Genomic DNA, 16256 nt, shown 5'->3' on the forward strand with positions numbered 1-16256 from the left:
GTTCGTGGATCGCGAGGATTCTTGTCCGTCGCCTGCGGCTTGCCAGTCAGGCTAACCCGCAAGGGCACCCACCCGGGCACTCGTCCGGGTGGACAGGCTGTCGTGGCGGGGCAAGATGGGCGTCGTCCCGGATGAGGAGCCCCTGATGAAACTGATCCTGCTTCTGCTGGTCGCGGCCGTGGCCGTGCTGCTGTGGCGCGCCTCGCGCCGGCCCGACCGGTTCCGCATCGAGCGCAGCGCGGTCATCGCCGCACCGGCGTCGACGCTGCATGCGATGGTCGACGACTTCCGCCGCTGGGCCGAATGGTCGCCCTGGGAAGACCGTGACCCGGCGCTGCAGCGCCAGTACGGCGGCGCGCCGCGGGGCGTCGGCGCGCACTACGCCTGGTCGGGCAATCGCCAGGTCGGACGCGGCGAGATGACGATCACGGCGTCGGACGTGCCGCGCCGGATCGCGCTGAAGCTGGATTTCCACGCGCCGTTCGAGGCCCACAACGTCGGCGAATTCACCTTCGAGCCGGTCGAGGGCGGCACCCGCGTGGTGTGGGTCATGGAAGGCCCGGCGAACTTCGCCAACAAGGTGATGGGCGTGCTGGTCGACTTCGACCGGATGGTCGGCCGCGACTTCGAACGTGGGCTGCAGCGGCTGGGCGACAGGGCCTTGCGCCCGGCCGCCTGATCGGTCGGACCGAGGTCAGCGCGGCGCGATCCAGCGTCGCCAGATCGGCCCGGTGGTCAGCAGCACGACGAGGTAGCGCACGACGTGGAAGGCGGTCACCAGCGGCACGCCCAGTTCGAGCGCGCGGGCGGTGATGCACATCTCGGCGATGCCGCCCGGCGAGGTGCCCAGCAGCACGGCGGCCGGGTCCAGGCCGGCGGCCCGGGCGACGCACCAGGCGAAGCCGGCCGACAGCAGGATCATCCCCAGCGTGCCGACCGCCACGGCGCCCAGCCAGCGGGGCGCGGCATGCAGGAAGTCGGGCGTGAAGCGGGTGCCCAGCGACACGCCGATCGCCAGCTGCGCGGCCGGCGCCATCCAGCCGGGCAGGGCGCTGGGTTGCCAGCCGGCGGCCGTGGCGGCCAGCGTCGCCACCAGCGGTCCGAGCACCCACGGGTTGGGCTGGCGCAGGCGGCGCATCAGCAGGGCGGCGGCGGCCGTCAGCGCCATCAGCTGCGCCAGGCCGGCGAGGTCGACGCGGGTGTGCCGGCTGGCGCCGGAAGCGTCATGGCCGTGGACCTGCGCGAACAGATAGGCGAACGGGATGCCGACCACCACGATCATCACGCGCAGCGAATGGGCGGCGGCGACCCGGTCGACCCGGGCACCGACCCGTTCGGCGAACTGCGCCATCTCCGAGGCGCCGCCGATCACCGACGAGAAGTAGGCCGTGGCGCGGTCGACCGTGCCGGCCGGCTGGCTGGCCAGCAGCCAGCGGAAGTACAGGTGGCCGAGCAGCACCGACCAGGCCGCGCCCAGCAGCGTCCACGGCCCCAGCGCGACGGTGCGCGCGGCCACCTCGGGCGTGAAGTACAGGCCCAGCGCCATGCCGATCGCCCACTGCCCGCCGTTGCGCAGCCGCGCCGACGACAGCACTGGCGCACCGGCCAGGCTGAGCGCGGCGGTCAGCAGCAGCGGGCCGATCATCCAGGGCAGCGGCGTGTGCAGCGCCGCACAGGCGGCACCGGCGGCGCTGGCCAGCACAAGGGTCAGGGCCAGGCGGACGCGGCGGGGCAGGTTCATCCGGAGGAGCGGGACGGCGGCGGTCGTCGCCGGCGGAGGGCCCATGAAAAACCCCGCCTCGAAGGCGGGGTCTGCGGGGATCCCGGCCGTTGCAGGGGCCGGGAATCGGGGATCACTTCTGGGTCAGGATCCAGGTCACCAGGGTCTTGGCCTCGGCTTCGCTGACGGCCGTGTTGGCCGGCATCGGCACGGGACCCCAGACGCCGGAGCCGCCCTTCAGGACCTTGGCGGCCAGCTTGTCGACGGCGTCCTTCTGGCCGGCGTACTTGGCGGCCACGTCCTTGAACGCGGGGCCGACGACCTTCTTGTCGACCGCGTGGCAGGCCAGGCAGGCCTTCTTCTGGGCCAGTTCCTGGTTGGCGAAGGCCGGGCCGGCGATCAGCGTGGCGGCGGCGACGAGGGCGAACGTGAGCTTCATGGACGGCCTTTCTGTGGCGGGATCGTGTTCGTTCGACGAACGTGGCTTGGGGTAGATTTCGAACGCGGCGGATTCTAGTGATCCGCCTTGCTCGGGCTTGACGGCCGGAGGCACCCCAAGGTGTCGCCGTCGTCCGGTCAGACAACGGCCTCAGGCCGCGAAAGGTGGACAGGCGATGGCCTTCGTGTTGCTCGGATTGGTGCTGCTCGTCACGGGCTGGCTGGAGATCGGTCCGGCCGCCGGCTGGCCGCTGTGGGTGCGGCTGCTGCCCTTCGGGCTGGCGCTGCTGTGGTGGTGGTGGAGCGATGTCAGCGGGCGCACCCGCCGCGTCGAGGACCAGAAGTACCAGGACCTGAAGGCCGAACGCCGTCGCCGCGCGACCGAGTTCAACGGCCTGCAGGACCGCCGCCGTCGACGTTCGCGCTGACCCGCAGGCGGTCATCGAAGGGTCCGGGTCGACCCTTATGATCGCGCCCCATGCTGGTCCACCCGCAGTTCAATCCCATCGCGCTCGACCTCGGTTTCTTCCAGATCCACTGGTACGGGCTGACCTATCTGGCGGCCTTCGGGCTGTTCTATTTCCTGGCCACGCGCCGCATCCGGCAGGCGCCCTACGTGGCCGCCGGCTGGACGCCACGTGACGTCGAGGACCTGCTGTTCTTCGGCGTGGTCGGCGTCATCGTCGGCGGGCGGCTCGGCTACGTGCTGTTCTACAAGCCCGTCTACTACCTGCAGAACCTCGCCGAGATCCCGGCGGTCTGGAAGGGTGGCATGGCCTTCCACGGCGGGCTGCTCGGCGTGATCGTCGCGATGCTGCTGTTTGCCAAGTTGCGCGGACGTCGCGTCTTCGAGGTCACCGACCTGATCGCGCCCTGTGTGCCGACCGGGCTGGCCTGCGGGCGCATCGGCAACTTCATCAACGGCGAACTCTGGGGCCGGGCGGCCGATCCGTCGCTGCCCTGGGCGATGGTGTTCCCGCAGAGTGACAGCCCGGTGCCGCGGCATCCGTCGCAGCTCTACCAGTTCGGGCTGGAAGGCCTGACGCTGTTCGTGCTGCTGTGGCTCTACACCCGTCGGCCGTCCTCGCTGGAGGACAGCCAGGGCCGGCGCGTCTGGGGCCGTGCCAGCGGCTGGTTCCTGATCGGCTACGGCGCCTTCCGCTTCATCGCCGAATACTTCCGCGAGCCCGACGCCTTCCTCGGCCTGCTGGCGCTGGGCATGAGCATGGGCCAGTGGCTGTGCGTGCCGATGGTGGCCGGCGGCGTGCTGGTGCTGTGGCTGTCGAAGCGCTCCTCGGCATGACGACCGCACCGCTGCGGGTGCTGGGCATCGAGTCGTCGTGCGACGAGACCGGCATCGCGCTGGTCGAGTTGCCCGACGGCGTCGGTGGCGACCGCCCCGCGACGCTGCTGGCCCATGCGTTGCACAGCCAGATCGACATGCACCAGGCCTATGGCGGCGTGGTGCCGGAACTGGCCTCGCGCGACCACATCCGCCGCGTCGTGCCGCTGCTGCGCCAGACGCTGGCCGAGGCCGGGCAGGCGCTCGATGCCGTCGACGTGATCGCCTACACACGCGGCCCCGGCCTGGCCGGCGCCCTGCTGGTCGGTGCCGGCATGGCCTGCGCGCTCGGCCTGGCGCTGGGCCGGCCGGTGCTGGGTGTGCATCACCTGGAAGGGCATCTGCTGTCGCCCTTCCTGTCGGCCGACCCGCCGCAGTTCCCCTTCGTGGCACTGCTGGTCTCGGGCGGTCACACGCAGCTGATGCGGGTCGACGGCGTCGGGTCCTACGAACTGCTCGGCGAGACCATCGACGACGCCGCTGGCGAGGCCTTCGACAAGTCGGCCAAGATGCTCGGCCTGGGCTACCCGGGCGGGCCGGCGCTGGCTGCGCTGGCCACGCAGGGCGACCCGAAGGCCTTCGCGCTGCCGCGTCCGCTGCTGCGTGGCACCGAGCTGGACTTCTCGTTCGCCGGCCTGAAGACGGCGGTCTGGACCCAGCAGAAGAAGCTGGAGGCGGCCGGCACTTTCGACGACGCCCGCAAGGCCGACCTGGCCGCGTCGACCCAGGCCGCGATCGTCGACGTGCTGGTGGCCAAGTCGATGTTGGCGCTCAAGGCCACCGGGCTGGACCGGCTGGTCGTCGCCGGCGGCGTCGGCGCCAACCGCGAGCTGCGTCGCCAGCTCGACGAGCAGTGCCGCCGTCGCCGCGTGCGGGTCCACTACCCGGAGCTGCACCTGTGCACCGACAACGGCGCCATGATCGCCCTGGCCGGCGCGATGCGCCTGCGCAGCGGCCGGGCGCAGCCGACCACCGACTACCACTTCGACGTGCTCCCGCGCTGGGACCTGGGCTCGGTCTGAGCCGCCCGCCGCACCTTCCCGACCCTTCGACTGCCGACATGAAACCTGCCCTGCGTACCGTCATCGAGGACCTGCCGGCCTCGCGCATCCGCGAGGTCGCCAATGCCGGACTCGGCCGCAGCGACGTGCTGGCCTTCTGGTTCGGCGAGAGCGACGAGGTCACGCCGATCGGCGTGCGCGAGGCCGCCATCGCGTCGATCGAGGGCGGCGAGACCTTCTACGCCCACAACCTCGGCCTGCCGCCGCTGCGCGAGGCGCTGGCGCGCTACGTCAGCGGCCTGCACCGGCCGGTCGGCGCCGATCGCATCGCGGTGACGTCCTCGGGTGTCAGCGCGCTGATGGTGGCGCAGCAGGCGCTGGTCGATGCCGGCGACGAGGTCGTCGCGGTCGTGCCGGTCTGGCCCAACCTGACGGCCCAGCCGGCCATCCTCGGCGCGCGGGTGCGCTGCGTCAGCCTGAGGCCGGTGGCGGGGGCCTGGACGCTCGACCTGGACGAGCTGCTGGCCGCGATCACCCCGGCCACGCGCGTGCTGATCGTCAACGCGCCCAACAACCCGACCGGCTGGACGCTGACCCGCGCCGAGCAGCAGGCGATCCTGGACCACTGCCGGCGCACCGGCACGTGGATCCTGTCGGACGAGGTCTACGAGCGGCTGTACTACGGCCTGCCGGGGGAGGCGGGTGATGCGGCGGCGGCCTGCGCGCCCAGTTTCCTCGACATCGCCGAGCCGGACGACCGGCTGGTGGTGGTGCACAGCTTCTCCAAGAGCTTCCTGATGACCGGCTGGCGGCTGGGCAACCTGGTCGCACCGGCCAGCCTGGTCGAGCAACTGGGCAAGCTGATCGAGTTCAACACCTCCTGCGCGCCGGTGTTCGTGCAACGAGCCGGCATGGCCGCGCTGGCCGCCGCGCCGCAGTCGGTGCCGGCGCTGCAGGCCCACCTGAAGCGCTGCCGCGACACGCTGGTCGGCGCGCTGCAGGCCTTGCCCGGCATCGAGCTGGCCAGCCCGCCGGGCGCGATGTACGCCTTCTTCCGCGTCGCCGGCCAGGACGACTCGCTGGCCTTCGCCAAGCGCCTGGTGGTCGACCACGGCCTGGGACTGGCCCCGGGCGCCGCCTTCGGCGAGGCCGGCGAGGGCTGGCTGCGCTGGTGCTTCGCGTCGCGCACGCCCGATCGCCTGCTGCAGGGGGTGGAACGGCTGGCCGGCGCGCTGCGTCTATAATCGCGGGCTTCGCGGGGCATAGGCCCTGCGGAATTCGCACGGCGGGGGTCGGTTTCACCCCTGACCGCAAGTGGCAACCTCGGAACCGACGCGACGGCACCTCTGCAAAGGGCAAGTGTCCGGACGGCGCGGTTTCGATCCATCCAGGAAATCGTCATGTCCGAGATCAACAAGGCCGAGATCGTCGCCTCCAACGCACGCGGCACCGGTGACACCGGCTCCCCCGAAGTGCAGGTCGCGCTGCTGACCGCCCGCATCAACCACCTGACCCCTCACTTCAAGGCCAACGCCAAGGACCACCACGGTCGTCGCGGCCTGCTGAAGATGGTGAGCCGCCGCCGCAAGCTGCTCGACTACCTGAAGGGCAAGGACGCTGACCGCTACACCGCGCTGATCCAGAAGCTGGGCCTGCGCAAGTAAGCTGGCGTGTGCCGCCAAGAGCCTGTTGCCTGGACGACCTCCAGCACAGGCTCTTTGCGTTTGGCGGGTCCGAAACGGTTCACCTGAACCCCGCGTTCCCGCCGCCGCTCTTTTCTCCCGTCCCGCAACCCGTCAACCGGAGACCGGCCGCCGTGCGCGCTGCTGTGTCATTCCACCGAGATCGTCCGTCGCCCTGTCCGCGGCACGGCACCGGCCTCGCTGGAATGGCATTGCGCCACGTCATCACCGGCTCCAGGCGCCGCATCCCGCCCCCCGGATGCCTGCACCAGGAGAACGCACCATGACCATGTTCAACAAAGTCACCAAGACCTTCCAGTGGGGTCAGCACACCGTCACGCTCGAGACCGGCGAGATCTCGCGTCAGGCGAGCGGCGCGGTCATCGTCGACATCGACGGCACCGTGGTGCTGGCGACTGTCGTCGGCGCCAAGAACCCGAAGCCGGGCCAGGACTTCTTCCCGCTGACCGTCGACTACATCGAGAAGGCCTACGCGGCCGGCAAGATCCCCGGCAGCTTCTTCAAGCGCGAGGCCAAGCCCTCCGAGCTGGAAGTGCTGACCAGCCGCCTGATCGACCGCCCGCTGCGCCCGCTGTTCCCGGAGGGCTTCTACAACGAGGTCCACGTCGTCATCCACACGCTGTCGCTGAACCCGGAAGCCTCGGCCGACATCGCCGCGCTGATCGGTTCGAGCGCCGCGCTGGCGATCTCCGGCATCCCGTTCAACGGCCCGGTGGGCGCGGCCCGCGTCGGCTACATCAACGGTGAGTACGTGCTCAACCCGGGCCCGACCGACCTGAAGAGCTCCAAGCTCGACCTGGTCGTCGCCGGCACCGAGGCCGCCGTGCTGATGGTCGAGTCCGAAGCCGACCAGCTGTCCGAGGACATCATGCTGGGCGCCGTGGTCTACGGCCACGAGCAGGCCCGCGTGGCCATCGCCGCGATCAACGAACTCGTGCGCGACGCCGGCAAGCCGGCCTGGGACTGGCAGCCGCCGGCCCGCAACGAGCCGCTGATCGCCAAGGTCGCCGAGTTCGGCCTGGCCAAGATCGAGGCCGCCTACCAGATCCGCAACAAGCAGGCCCGCACCCAGGCCTGCCGCGCCGCCTACAGCGAGGTCAAGGCCGCGCTGACGGAAGCCGGCGTCGCCTTCGACAACGTCGAGGTCGACAACCTGCTGTTCGAGCTGGAGGCCAAGACCGTGCGCGGCCAGATCCTGCAGGGCGAGCCCCGCATCGACGGCCGTGACACCCGCACCGTGCGCCCGATCGAGATCCGCACCGGCGTGCTGCCGCGCACCCACGGCTCGGCCCTGTTCACGCGTGGCGAGACCCAGGCGCTGGTGGTGGCCACGCTGGGCACCGACCAGGACTCGCAGCGCATCGACGCGCTGGCCGGCGAGTTCCACGACAAGTTCCTCTTCCACTACAACATGCCCCCGTTCGCCACCGGCGAAGTGGGTCGCATGGGCACGACCAAGCGCCGCGAGACCGGCCACGGCCGTCTGGCCAAGCGCGCGCTGGTGCCGCTGCTGCCCAACAAGGAAGACTTCGCCTACACGATCCGCGTGGTCTCGGAGATCACCGAGTCGAACGGCTCGTCGTCGATGGCCTCGGTCTGCGGCGGCTGCCTGGCGCTGATGGACGCGGGCGTGCCGATGAAGGCGCACGTCGCCGGCATCGCGATGGGCCTGATCAAGGACGGCAACCGCTTCGCCGTGCTGACCGACATCCTGGGTGACGAGGACCACCTCGGCGACATGGACTTCAAGGTCGCCGGCACGACCGCCGGTGTGACCGCCCTGCAGATGGACATCAAGATCCAGGGCATCACCAAGGAGATCATGCAGGTCGCGCTGGCGCAGGCCAAGGAAGCCCGCCTGCACATCCTCGGCAAGATGACCGAGGCGGTCTCCGGTGCCAACACCGAGGTCTCGCAGTTCGCCCCGCGCCTCTACACGATGAAGATCAATCCGGAGAAGATCCGTGACGTGATCGGCAAGGGCGGCTCGGTGATCCGTGCGCTGACCGAAGAGACCGGCACCCAGATCGACATCGGCGAAGACGGCACGATCACCATCGCGTCGACCGATGCCGACAAGGCCGAACTGGCCAAGAAGCGCATCGCCGACATCACCGCCGAGGCCGAGATCGGCAAGGTCTACGAAGGCCCGGTCACCAAGATCCTGGACTTCGGCGCGCTGATCAACATCCTGCCGGGCAAGGACGGCCTGCTGCACATCAGCCAGATCGCGCACCAGCGCGTCGAGAAGGTCACCGACTTCCTGACCGAAGGCCAGATGGTCAAGGTCAAGGTGCTGGAGACCGACGAGAAGGGCCGCATCAAGCTGTCGATGAAGGCGCTGATCGAACGTCCGGAAGGCATGGAAGAAGAGCGCTACGAGCGTGCTCCGCGTCGTGAATACGGTGACCGCGGTGACCGTGGCGATCGCGGCCCGCGTCGCGAGCGTGGCGACCGTCCGGAGCGCGGCGAGCGCCCGGCCCGTGCCGAGCAGCCGGCGACCGAGGGCGATGCCCCGGCCGAAGGCCAGCAGCAACAGCAGCAGCAATAAGCGGCAGGCGACGTCATGGCCGACATGAACGCGATCGAGATCAGCCGCCCCGGCGCGCCCGAGGTGCTGCAGCCGACCCGGCGCGCACGCCCCGTGGCGGGCGCCGGCGAGGTCCTGATCCGCGTGTCGGCCAGTGGCGTCAACCGGCCCGACGTGCTGCAGCGCAAGGGCGCCTACCCGCCGCCGCCGGGGGCTTCGGACCTGCCGGGTCTGGAAGTCGCCGGTGTCATCGAATCGGGTGACGCCGCCGCGTTGTCCGCAGCGGGTCTGGCCATCGGTCAGCGCGTCTGCGCGCTGGTGGCGGGCGGCGGCTATGCCGAGTTCGTCACCGCGCCGGTCGGCCAGTGCCTGCCGGTGCCCGACGGCTACAGCGACATGCAGGCGGCGGCCCTGCCCGAGACCTTCTTCACCGTCTGGTCCAACGTCTTCGACCGTGCCCGCTTGCAGGCCGGCGAGACGCTGCTGATCCAGGGCGGCACCAGCGGCATCGGCGTCACCGCGATCCAGCTGGCCAAGGCGTTTGGCGCGACCGTCATCGCCACGGCCGGCAGCGACGACAAGTGCGCGGCCTGCGTCGCGCTCGGCGCCGATCACGCGATCAACTACCGCAGCGCCGACTTTGCCGCCGAGGCCTTGCGCCTGACCGGCGGCAAGGGTGTCGACGTGGTGCTCGACATGGTCGCCGGCGACTACGTTGCCCGCGAGGTGAGCTGTCTGGCCGAGGACGGCCGGCTGGTGATCATCGCGGTGCAGGGCGGTGTCACGTCCGGGTTCGATGCCGGGCTGGTGCTGCGTCGCCGGCTGGTCATCACCGGCTCGACGCTGCGTCCGCGCCCGGTCGCCTTCAAGGCCGCCATCGCGGCGTCGCTGCGCGAACGTGTCTGGCCGCTGCTGGCGACCGGTGCCGTCAAGCCGGTCATCCACAGCACCTGGCCGGCCGCGCAGGCGGCGCAGGCGCATGCGCTGATGGAATCGAACCAGCACATCGGCAAGATCGTGCTGACCTGGTGAGGCGCATCGCCTCGCACCACGCAGTCCCCCATCCACATCCACGAGACAACAGGAGCCCACGATGAGCGTCAAGCGCAAGCTGGTGGTCGGCAACTGGAAGATGCACGGCAGCCACGCCGCGAATGCCGAGCTGCTGCAAGGCGTGCTGTCGGCCCAGCCCTTCGGCTGCGACGTCGCCGTCTGCGTGCCGTTTCCCTATCTGTCCGAAGTCGCGGTCACGCTGGCCAAGGGCCCGCTGGGCTGGGGCGCGCAGGACGTGTCGGCCCATGAGCAGGGCGCCTACACCGGCGAGGTGTCGGCCGCGATGCTGGCCGAGTTCGGCTGCCGCTACGCGCTGGTCGGCCACTCCGAGCGTCGCGCCTACCACGGCGAGACCGATCAGGTCGTCGCCGACAAGGCCAAGGCCGCCCTGGCGCGCGGCATCACGCCGATCGTCTGCGTCGGCGAGACGCTGGCCCAGCGCGAGGCGGGCGAGACCGCTGCGGTGGTCAAGCGCCAGCTGTCGGCGGTGGTCCACGCGCTGACCCACTGCATCGGCGAGATCGTCGTGGCCTACGAGCCCGTCTGGGCCATCGGCACCGGCCGCACCGCGTCGCCGGAGCAGGCCCAGGAAGTCCATGCGCTGCTGCGTGCCCAGCTTGCGGCGGCGACGCCTCAGGCCGCCCAGATGCGCCTGCTCTACGGCGGCAGCGTCAAGCCGGACAACGCGGCCGTGCTGTTCGCACAACCCGACATCGACGGCGGCCTGATCGGTGGCGCCGCGCTGAAGGCCGCCGACTTCGTCGCCATCGCCCGCGCTGCGGGCTGATGCCGACGCCTATCCCTGTTCACGTGTTTCCCGGAGCTTCTGGCCCATGCAAGTCTTCATGAATCTGGTGCTGCTGGTGCAGCTGTTGTCGGCGATCGTGATGATCGGCCTGGTCCTCGTCCAGCACGGCAAGGGTGCCGACATGGGCGCGTCCTTCGGCGGCGGTGCCTCGGGCAGCCTGTTCGGTGCGACCGGCAGCGCGAACTTCCTGTCGCGCTCGACGGCGATCTGCGCCACGGTCTTCTTCCTGTCGACGCTGGGCATGGCCTACTTCGGCAACGTGCGCGGCACCAACACGCAAGGCAGCGTGCTGGACGTCGGCAGCGCGCCCGCCGCATCGGCGGTCGAGGCGGCCTCCGCGCCGGCTCCGACGGGCGCCGAGCTGATCCCGGGCGCAGCCCCGGCCGCAGCGTCGAAGTAAGGCGTTGCACAAGGGGGTTACGACAAGGTTTCGTCTGAGCGTTTCGATCGGGCAACACCTTGAGACAAACCCTAGCAAGGGATAGAATGCCGGGCTGCGCTGTCGAGCAAACCTCACGCGAAACAGTGCAGCAAAACGAAGACTGAAGGTGGTTGGAACCAAGTCTGAGGCGGGTGTCGAGACGATGCCCAGGCAGCTTCAGCAAGGGCCTCCGCTGTCAGTTCACGGACATGCCGACGTGGTGAAATTGGTAGACACGCTATCTTGAGGGGGTAGTGGCGAAAGCTGTGCGAGTTCGAGTCTCGCCGTCGGCACCAGATTTCGAAGTAGTTGTTGTTGTCGAGTAGACGTTGTCGAGACGACCCGAGGGTTGGCCCTGCATCCGGTGCCAGCCTCGCGCCCTGACAGCGGCGATGGCCTTCCTGATGGAGGGCGGTGGCCGGGCAGGGGACCAGTGGGCGCGCTGCGTGTGTGGCTGAAGAGGGGGCATCCCCTTCGGTCATGACGGCGCGCCTTGTTTTTGGCGGATGCAAACCGGACGTCGTCCGGTGCGTGTGCGAGCCGGGCACCGACCCGGCCTGATTCGAGGCTGTGACCATGAACCTGGAAAACTACCTACCCGTCATCCTCTTCATCCTGGTTGGTGTCGGGGTCGGGGTGGCACCCCAGGTCCTCGGCTTCCTGCTCGGTCCGCGTCGCCCTGACGCGGCAAAGAACTCCCCCTACGAATGCGGCTTCGAGGCCTTTGAAGACGCGCGCATGAAGTTCGATGTGCGCTACTACCTCGTCGCCATCCTGTTCATCCTCTTTGACCTCGAGATCGCCTTCCTGTTCCCCTGGGCGGTCTCCTTGCGCGAGATCGGCGCCACCGGCTTCTGGGCCATGATGGTCTTCCTGGGCATCCTCGTCGTGGGCTTCATCTACGAGTGGAAGAAGGGTGCCCTGGACTGGGAATGACGGCGCGCGCGATCACAAGGACTCATCATGGGCATTGAAGGCGTACTCAAGGAAGGCTTCGTCACCACCAGTGTCGACGCCCTGATCAACTGGTCGAAGACGGGCTCGCTGTGGCCCATGACCTTCGGCCTCGCATGCTGTGCCGTCGAGATGATGCATGCGGGCGCTTCCCGCTACGACATCGACCGCTTCGGCATGCTGTTCCGGCCCAGCCCGCGCCAGAGCGATCTGATGATCGTCGCCGGCACGCTGTGCAACAAGATGGGCCCTGCGCTGCGCAAGGTCTACGACCAGATGGCCGAACCGCGCTGGGTGCTGAGCATGGGCTCGTGCGCCAACGGCGGTGGCTACTACCACTACAGCTATTCGGTGGTGCGCGGCTGCGATCGCATCGTGCCGGTCGACGTCTACGTGCCCGGCTGTCCGCCGACGGCCGAGGCGCTGCTCTACGGCATCCTGCAGCTGCAGGCCAAGATCCGGCGCGAAAACACCATCGCGCGCTGAACGTCGGCACCGTCATGACGCAAAAACTCGACTCCCTCCAGGCTGCGCTGCAGCGCGTGCTCGGCGACCGCGCCGCGCAACTCGTGCGTGAACGTGGCGAGCTGACGCTGACGATCAACCACCTCGTCTACGCCGACGTGGCGCGCACGCTGCGCGACCATCCCGAGCTGGGCTTCGAGCAGCTGCTCGACCTCTGCGGCATCGACTACAGCGGCTACAAGGACGGTGCCTACGAGGGACCGCGCTACGCCGCCGTCTCGCATCTGCTGTCGGTCAAGCACAACTGGCGCCTGCGCATCCGCGTGTTCGCCGCCGATGACGACTTCCCCGTCGTGGCCTCGGTCACGCCGATCTGGAGCGGCGCCAACTGGTTCGAGCGCGAGGCCTTCGACATGTTCGGCATCGTCTTCGACGGCCATGCCGACCTGCGCCGCATCCTGACCGACTACGGTTTCATCGGTCACCCGATGCGCAAGGACTTCCCGGTCACCGGCCACGTCGAGATGCGCTACGACCCCGAGCAGAAGCGCGTCATCTACCAGCCGGTCACGATCGAGCCGCGCGAGATCACGCCGCGGATCATCCGCGAGGACAACTACGGCGGTCTGCACTGACCGGCCCGTCCAGGCCCGTCCCGTCCACCGCGCGCGAGTGAGCAACAGTCATGGCTGAAATCAAGAACTACACGCTGAACTTCGGTCCCCAGCACCCGGCTGCACACGGCGTGCTGCGCCTCGTGCTCGAACTGGACGGCGAGGTCATCCAGCGTGCCGACCCGCACATCGGCCTGCTGCATCGCGGCACCGAGAAGCTGGCCGAGCAGAAGACCTTCATCCAGTCGCTGCCCTACATGGACCGTCTCGACTACGTGTCCATGATGTGCAACGAGCACGCCTATTGCCTGGCGATCGAGAAGCTGCTGGGCATCGAGGTGCCCGAGCGCGCGCAGTACATCCGCGTGATGTTCAGCGAGATCACGCGTCTGCTGAACCACCTGCTCTGGCTCGGCTGCCACGGCATGGACTGCGGCGCGATGAACATGCTGATCTACTGCTTCCGCGAGCGGGAAGACCTGTTCGACATGTACGAGGCCGTTTCCGGCGCGCGCATGCATGCGGCCTACTTCCGTCCGGGCGGTGTCTACCGTGACCTGCCGGACACGATGCCGCAGTACAAGGTCAGCAAGATCCGCAACGCCCGCGCGATGGCGCGTCTGAACGAGAACCGCCAGGGCTCGCTGCTCGATTTCATCGAGGACTTCACGCAGCGTTTCCCGACCATGGTCGACGAGTACGAGACGCTGCTGACCGACAACCGGATCTGGAAGCAGCGCACCGTCGGCATCGGCGTTCTGACGCCCGAACGTGCACTGAACCTCGGTCTGACCGGCGCGATGATCCGCGGCTCGGGCATCGCCTGGGACCTGCGCAAGACCCAGCCCTACGACGTCTATGACCGCATGGACTTCGACGTGCCGGTCGGCGTCAATGGCGACACCTACGACCGCTACCTGGTGCGCGTCGAGGAGATGCGCCAGTCCAACCGCATCATTCAGCAGTGCGTCGCCTGGCTGCGTGCCAACCCGGGTCCGGTGATCACCGACAACCACAAGGTCGCTCCGCCGTCGCGCGTCGAGATGAAGACCTCGATGGAAGAGCTGATCCACCACTTCAAGCTGTTCACCGAAGGCTTCCACGTGCCCGAAGGCCAGGCCTACGCGGCCGTCGAGCACCCGAAGGGCGAGTTCGGCATCTACCTCGTCAGCGACGGCGCCAACAAGCCGTACCGCCTGAAGATCCGCGCCCCCGGCTTCGCGCATCTGGCCGCTCTCGACGAGATGTCGCGCGGCCACATGATTGCCGACGCCGTCGCGATCATCGGCACCATGGACATCGTTTTCGGCGAGATCGACCGATGAGCAAGAACATCTTCTCCGACGCCACCTTGCAGCGTTTCGCGCGCGAAGTGGCCAAGTACCCGTCCGACCAGAAGCAGTCGGCCGTGATGGCCTGCCTGTCGATCGTGCAGCAGGAGCAGGGCTGGGTCTCGCCCGAATCCGAGCGCGGCATCGCCGAGGTGCTGGGCATGGCGCCGATCGCGGTGCATGAGGTCACGACCTTCTACAACATGTACAACCAGCAGCCGGTGGGCAAGTTCAAGCTCAACGTCTGCACCAACCTGCCGTGCCAGCTGCGCAATGGCCAGGCCGCTCTTGAGCACCTGTGCCAGAAGCTCGGCATCGAGGCCGGCGGCACGACGGCCGACGGCCTGTTCACGGTCCAGCAGTGCGAGTGCCTGGGCGCCTGCGCCGACGCGCCGGTGATGCTGGTCAACGACCGCAAGATGATCAGCTTCCTCAGCAACGACAAGCTCGATGCCGTGGTCGACGCCCTGAAGTCCAACGCCATCCTGGGTGCGTGACGCGATGACGCCTGAACAGATCACCGAACTCGACCGCGTGCTGGCGCCGTTCCAGGCGACCGGTGCCGAGACCTGCTTCCACGGCCGCCACGTCAACCCGCAGATCTACGCGGGGCTGGATGGCAGCAACTGGCGTCTGGCCGACTACGAGGCCCGTGGCGGCTACCAGGCGCTGCGCAAGATCCTGGCGCAAGGCGAAGGCGCGGGCATGACGCCCGACCAGGTCATCGCCGAGGTCAAGGCCTCGGGCCTGCGTGGCCGTGGCGGCGCGGGTTTCCCGACCGGCCTCAAGTGGAGCTTCATGCCGCGAGCGCTGCCGGTGCAGAAGTACCTCGTCTGCAACTCGGACGAGGGCGAGCCGGGCACGTGCAAGGACCGCGACATCCTGGCCTACAACCCGCACACCGTCATCGAGGGCATGATCATCGCGGCCTACGCGATGGGCATCTCGGTGGGCTACAACTACATCCACGGCGAGATCTTCGAGGTCTACGACCGCTTCGAGGAAGCGCTGCGCGAGGCCCGTGCGGCCGGCTACCTGGGCAACAACATCCTGGGCAGCAGCCACAGCTTCCAGCTGCACGCGCACCACGGCTTCGGCGCCTACATCTGCGGCGAGGAAACCGCGCTGCTGGAATCGCTCGAAGGCAAGAAGGGCCAGCCGCGCTTCAAGCCGCCGTTCCCGGCCAGCTTCGGCCTGTACGGCAAGCCCACGACGATCAACAACACCGAGACCTTCGGTGCCGTGCCCTGGATCATCCGCAACGGCGGCCCCGCCTATCTCGAGTGCGGCAAGCCGAACAATGGCGGCACCAAGATCTTCTCGATGGTCGGTGACGTCGAACGGCCGGGCAACTACGAGATCCCGCTGGGCACCTCGTTCGCGCAGCTGCTGGAGATGGCCGGTGGCGTGAAGGGCGGTCGCAAGCTGAAGGCGGTGATCCCCGGCGGCTCGTCCGCACCGGTGCTGCCCGCGCACATCATGATGGACATCACGATGGACTACGACGCCATCAGCAAGGCCGGCTCGATGCTGGGCTCGGGCGCCGTGATCGTGATGGACGAGACCCGCTGCATGGTCAAGAGCCTGCAGCGCCTGTCCTACTTCTACTCGCATGAATCGTGCGGCCAGTGCACCCCTTGCCGCGAAGGCACGGGCTGGCTGTGGCGCATGGTCGACCGGATCGAGAACGGCCACGGCCGTCCCGACGATCTCGCGCTGCTCGACAACGTCGCCGAGAACATCATGGGCCGCACGATCTGCGCGCTCGGCGATGCGGCGGCGATGCCGGTGCGCGGCATGCTCAAGCACTTCCGCGACGAGTTCGTGCATCACATCGAGCACAAGCGCTGCATCGTCCCGGCCTACGTCTGAAGCC

General features: G+C 68.8%; 18 protein-coding genes and 1 tRNA gene. 17 read left to right on the forward strand and 2 right to left on the reverse strand.

Annotated features, from left to right (window positions below):
* Window positions 1–145 precede the first annotated feature (145 nt).
* Window positions 146–679, forward strand: a complete 534-nt coding sequence (locus ACWA7K_RS03445) for an SRPBCC family protein (RefSeq protein WP_456165680.1) — start codon at window positions 146–148, stop codon at window positions 677–679.
* Between the two features lie 15 nt (window positions 680–694).
* On the opposite strand, the gene ACWA7K_RS03450 is transcribed toward ACWA7K_RS03445, so the two are convergent.
* Window positions 695–1741 carry an AbrB family transcriptional regulator gene (locus ACWA7K_RS03450; protein ID WP_456165682.1) on the reverse strand — a complete coding sequence of 349 codons (1047 nt, stop codon included), beginning with the start codon at window positions 1739–1741 and terminating at the stop codon, window positions 695–697.
* Between the two features lie 112 nt (window positions 1742–1853).
* Window positions 1854–2159: a c-type cytochrome gene (locus ACWA7K_RS03455; protein WP_456165684.1), complete on the reverse strand. Its 306-nt coding sequence runs from the start codon at window positions 2157–2159 to the stop codon at window positions 1854–1856.
* A 175-nt stretch (window positions 2160–2334) separates the two neighbouring features.
* Between ACWA7K_RS03455 and ACWA7K_RS03460 the strand changes: the two genes are divergently transcribed.
* From ACWA7K_RS03460 to nuoF, 16 genes are all read left to right on the forward strand, one after another.
* A complete protein-coding gene (locus ACWA7K_RS03460) occupies window positions 2335–2586 on the forward strand; it encodes a TIGR04438 family Trp-rich protein (protein ID WP_456165686.1) in 252 nt (83 codons plus the stop codon).
* A gap of 50 nt (window positions 2587–2636) precedes the next feature.
* A complete protein-coding gene (lgt, locus tag ACWA7K_RS03465; RefSeq protein ID WP_456165688.1) occupies window positions 2637–3461 on the forward strand; it encodes a prolipoprotein diacylglyceryl transferase in 825 nt (274 codons plus the stop codon).
* Window positions 3458–4522: a tRNA (adenosine(37)-N6)-threonylcarbamoyltransferase complex transferase subunit TsaD gene (gene tsaD / locus ACWA7K_RS03470; protein WP_456165690.1), complete on the forward strand. Its 1065-nt coding sequence runs from the start codon at window positions 3458–3460 to the stop codon at window positions 4520–4522. Before lgt ends, tsaD begins: the two co-directional genes overlap by 4 nt.
* A gap of 38 nt (window positions 4523–4560) precedes the next feature.
* Complete coding sequence (locus ACWA7K_RS03475; RefSeq protein WP_456165692.1) at window positions 4561–5745, forward strand: pyridoxal phosphate-dependent aminotransferase; 1185 nt, start codon at window positions 4561–4563, stop codon at window positions 5743–5745.
* Between the two features lie 156 nt (window positions 5746–5901).
* A complete protein-coding gene (gene rpsO, locus ACWA7K_RS03480; protein ID WP_407068021.1) occupies window positions 5902–6165 on the forward strand; it encodes a 30S ribosomal protein S15 in 264 nt (87 codons plus the stop codon).
* Between the two features lie 301 nt (window positions 6166–6466).
* Window positions 6467–8755 (forward strand): polyribonucleotide nucleotidyltransferase, encoded by a 2289-nt coding sequence (gene pnp / locus ACWA7K_RS03485; protein ID WP_456165695.1) that lies wholly within the window; start codon window positions 6467–6469, stop codon window positions 8753–8755.
* Between the two features lie 24 nt (window positions 8756–8779).
* Window positions 8780–9766 carry an NAD(P)H-quinone oxidoreductase gene (locus tag ACWA7K_RS03490; RefSeq protein WP_456168669.1) on the forward strand — a complete coding sequence of 329 codons (987 nt, stop codon included), beginning with the start codon at window positions 8780–8782 and terminating at the stop codon, window positions 9764–9766.
* Window positions 9767–9827: 61 nt separating this feature from the next.
* Window positions 9828–10574, forward strand: a complete 747-nt coding sequence (gene tpiA, locus ACWA7K_RS03495) for a triose-phosphate isomerase (protein WP_456165697.1) — start codon at window positions 9828–9830, stop codon at window positions 10572–10574.
* A gap of 46 nt (window positions 10575–10620) precedes the next feature.
* A complete protein-coding gene (gene secG, locus ACWA7K_RS03500; protein WP_456165699.1) occupies window positions 10621–10995 on the forward strand; it encodes a preprotein translocase subunit SecG in 375 nt (124 codons plus the stop codon).
* A gap of 232 nt (window positions 10996–11227) precedes the next feature.
* Window positions 11228–11312: transfer RNA gene (locus ACWA7K_RS03505), tRNA-Leu, on the forward strand.
* A 280-nt stretch (window positions 11313–11592) separates the two neighbouring features.
* Window positions 11593–11952 carry an NADH-quinone oxidoreductase subunit A gene (locus ACWA7K_RS03510; RefSeq protein ID WP_130480623.1) on the forward strand — a complete coding sequence of 120 codons (360 nt, stop codon included), beginning with the start codon at window positions 11593–11595 and terminating at the stop codon, window positions 11950–11952.
* Between the two features lie 27 nt (window positions 11953–11979).
* Window positions 11980–12456: a NuoB/complex I 20 kDa subunit family protein gene (locus ACWA7K_RS03515; protein WP_130480622.1), complete on the forward strand. Its 477-nt coding sequence runs from the start codon at window positions 11980–11982 to the stop codon at window positions 12454–12456.
* A 14-nt stretch (window positions 12457–12470) separates the two neighbouring features.
* Window positions 12471–13070, forward strand: a complete 600-nt coding sequence (locus ACWA7K_RS03520) for an NADH-quinone oxidoreductase subunit C (protein ID WP_456165702.1) — start codon at window positions 12471–12473, stop codon at window positions 13068–13070.
* A 50-nt stretch (window positions 13071–13120) separates the two neighbouring features.
* On the forward strand, window positions 13121–14374 hold the full coding sequence (locus ACWA7K_RS03525; RefSeq protein ID WP_456165704.1) for an NADH-quinone oxidoreductase subunit D: 1254 nt from the start codon (window positions 13121–13123) through the stop codon (window positions 14372–14374).
* Entirely contained in the window at window positions 14371–14877 is a 507-nt protein-coding gene (nuoE, locus tag ACWA7K_RS03530) for an NADH-quinone oxidoreductase subunit NuoE (protein WP_456165706.1), read from the forward strand. The genes ACWA7K_RS03525 and nuoE overlap by 4 nt, the downstream gene beginning before the upstream one ends.
* Window positions 14878–14881: 4 nt before the next feature.
* On the forward strand, window positions 14882–16252 hold the full coding sequence (nuoF, locus tag ACWA7K_RS03535; RefSeq protein WP_456165708.1) for an NADH-quinone oxidoreductase subunit NuoF: 1371 nt from the start codon (window positions 14882–14884) through the stop codon (window positions 16250–16252).
* Window positions 16253–16256 lie beyond the last annotated feature (4 nt).

This window comes from Leptothrix mechoopdaensis (SeqCode) (assembly GCF_053893855.1).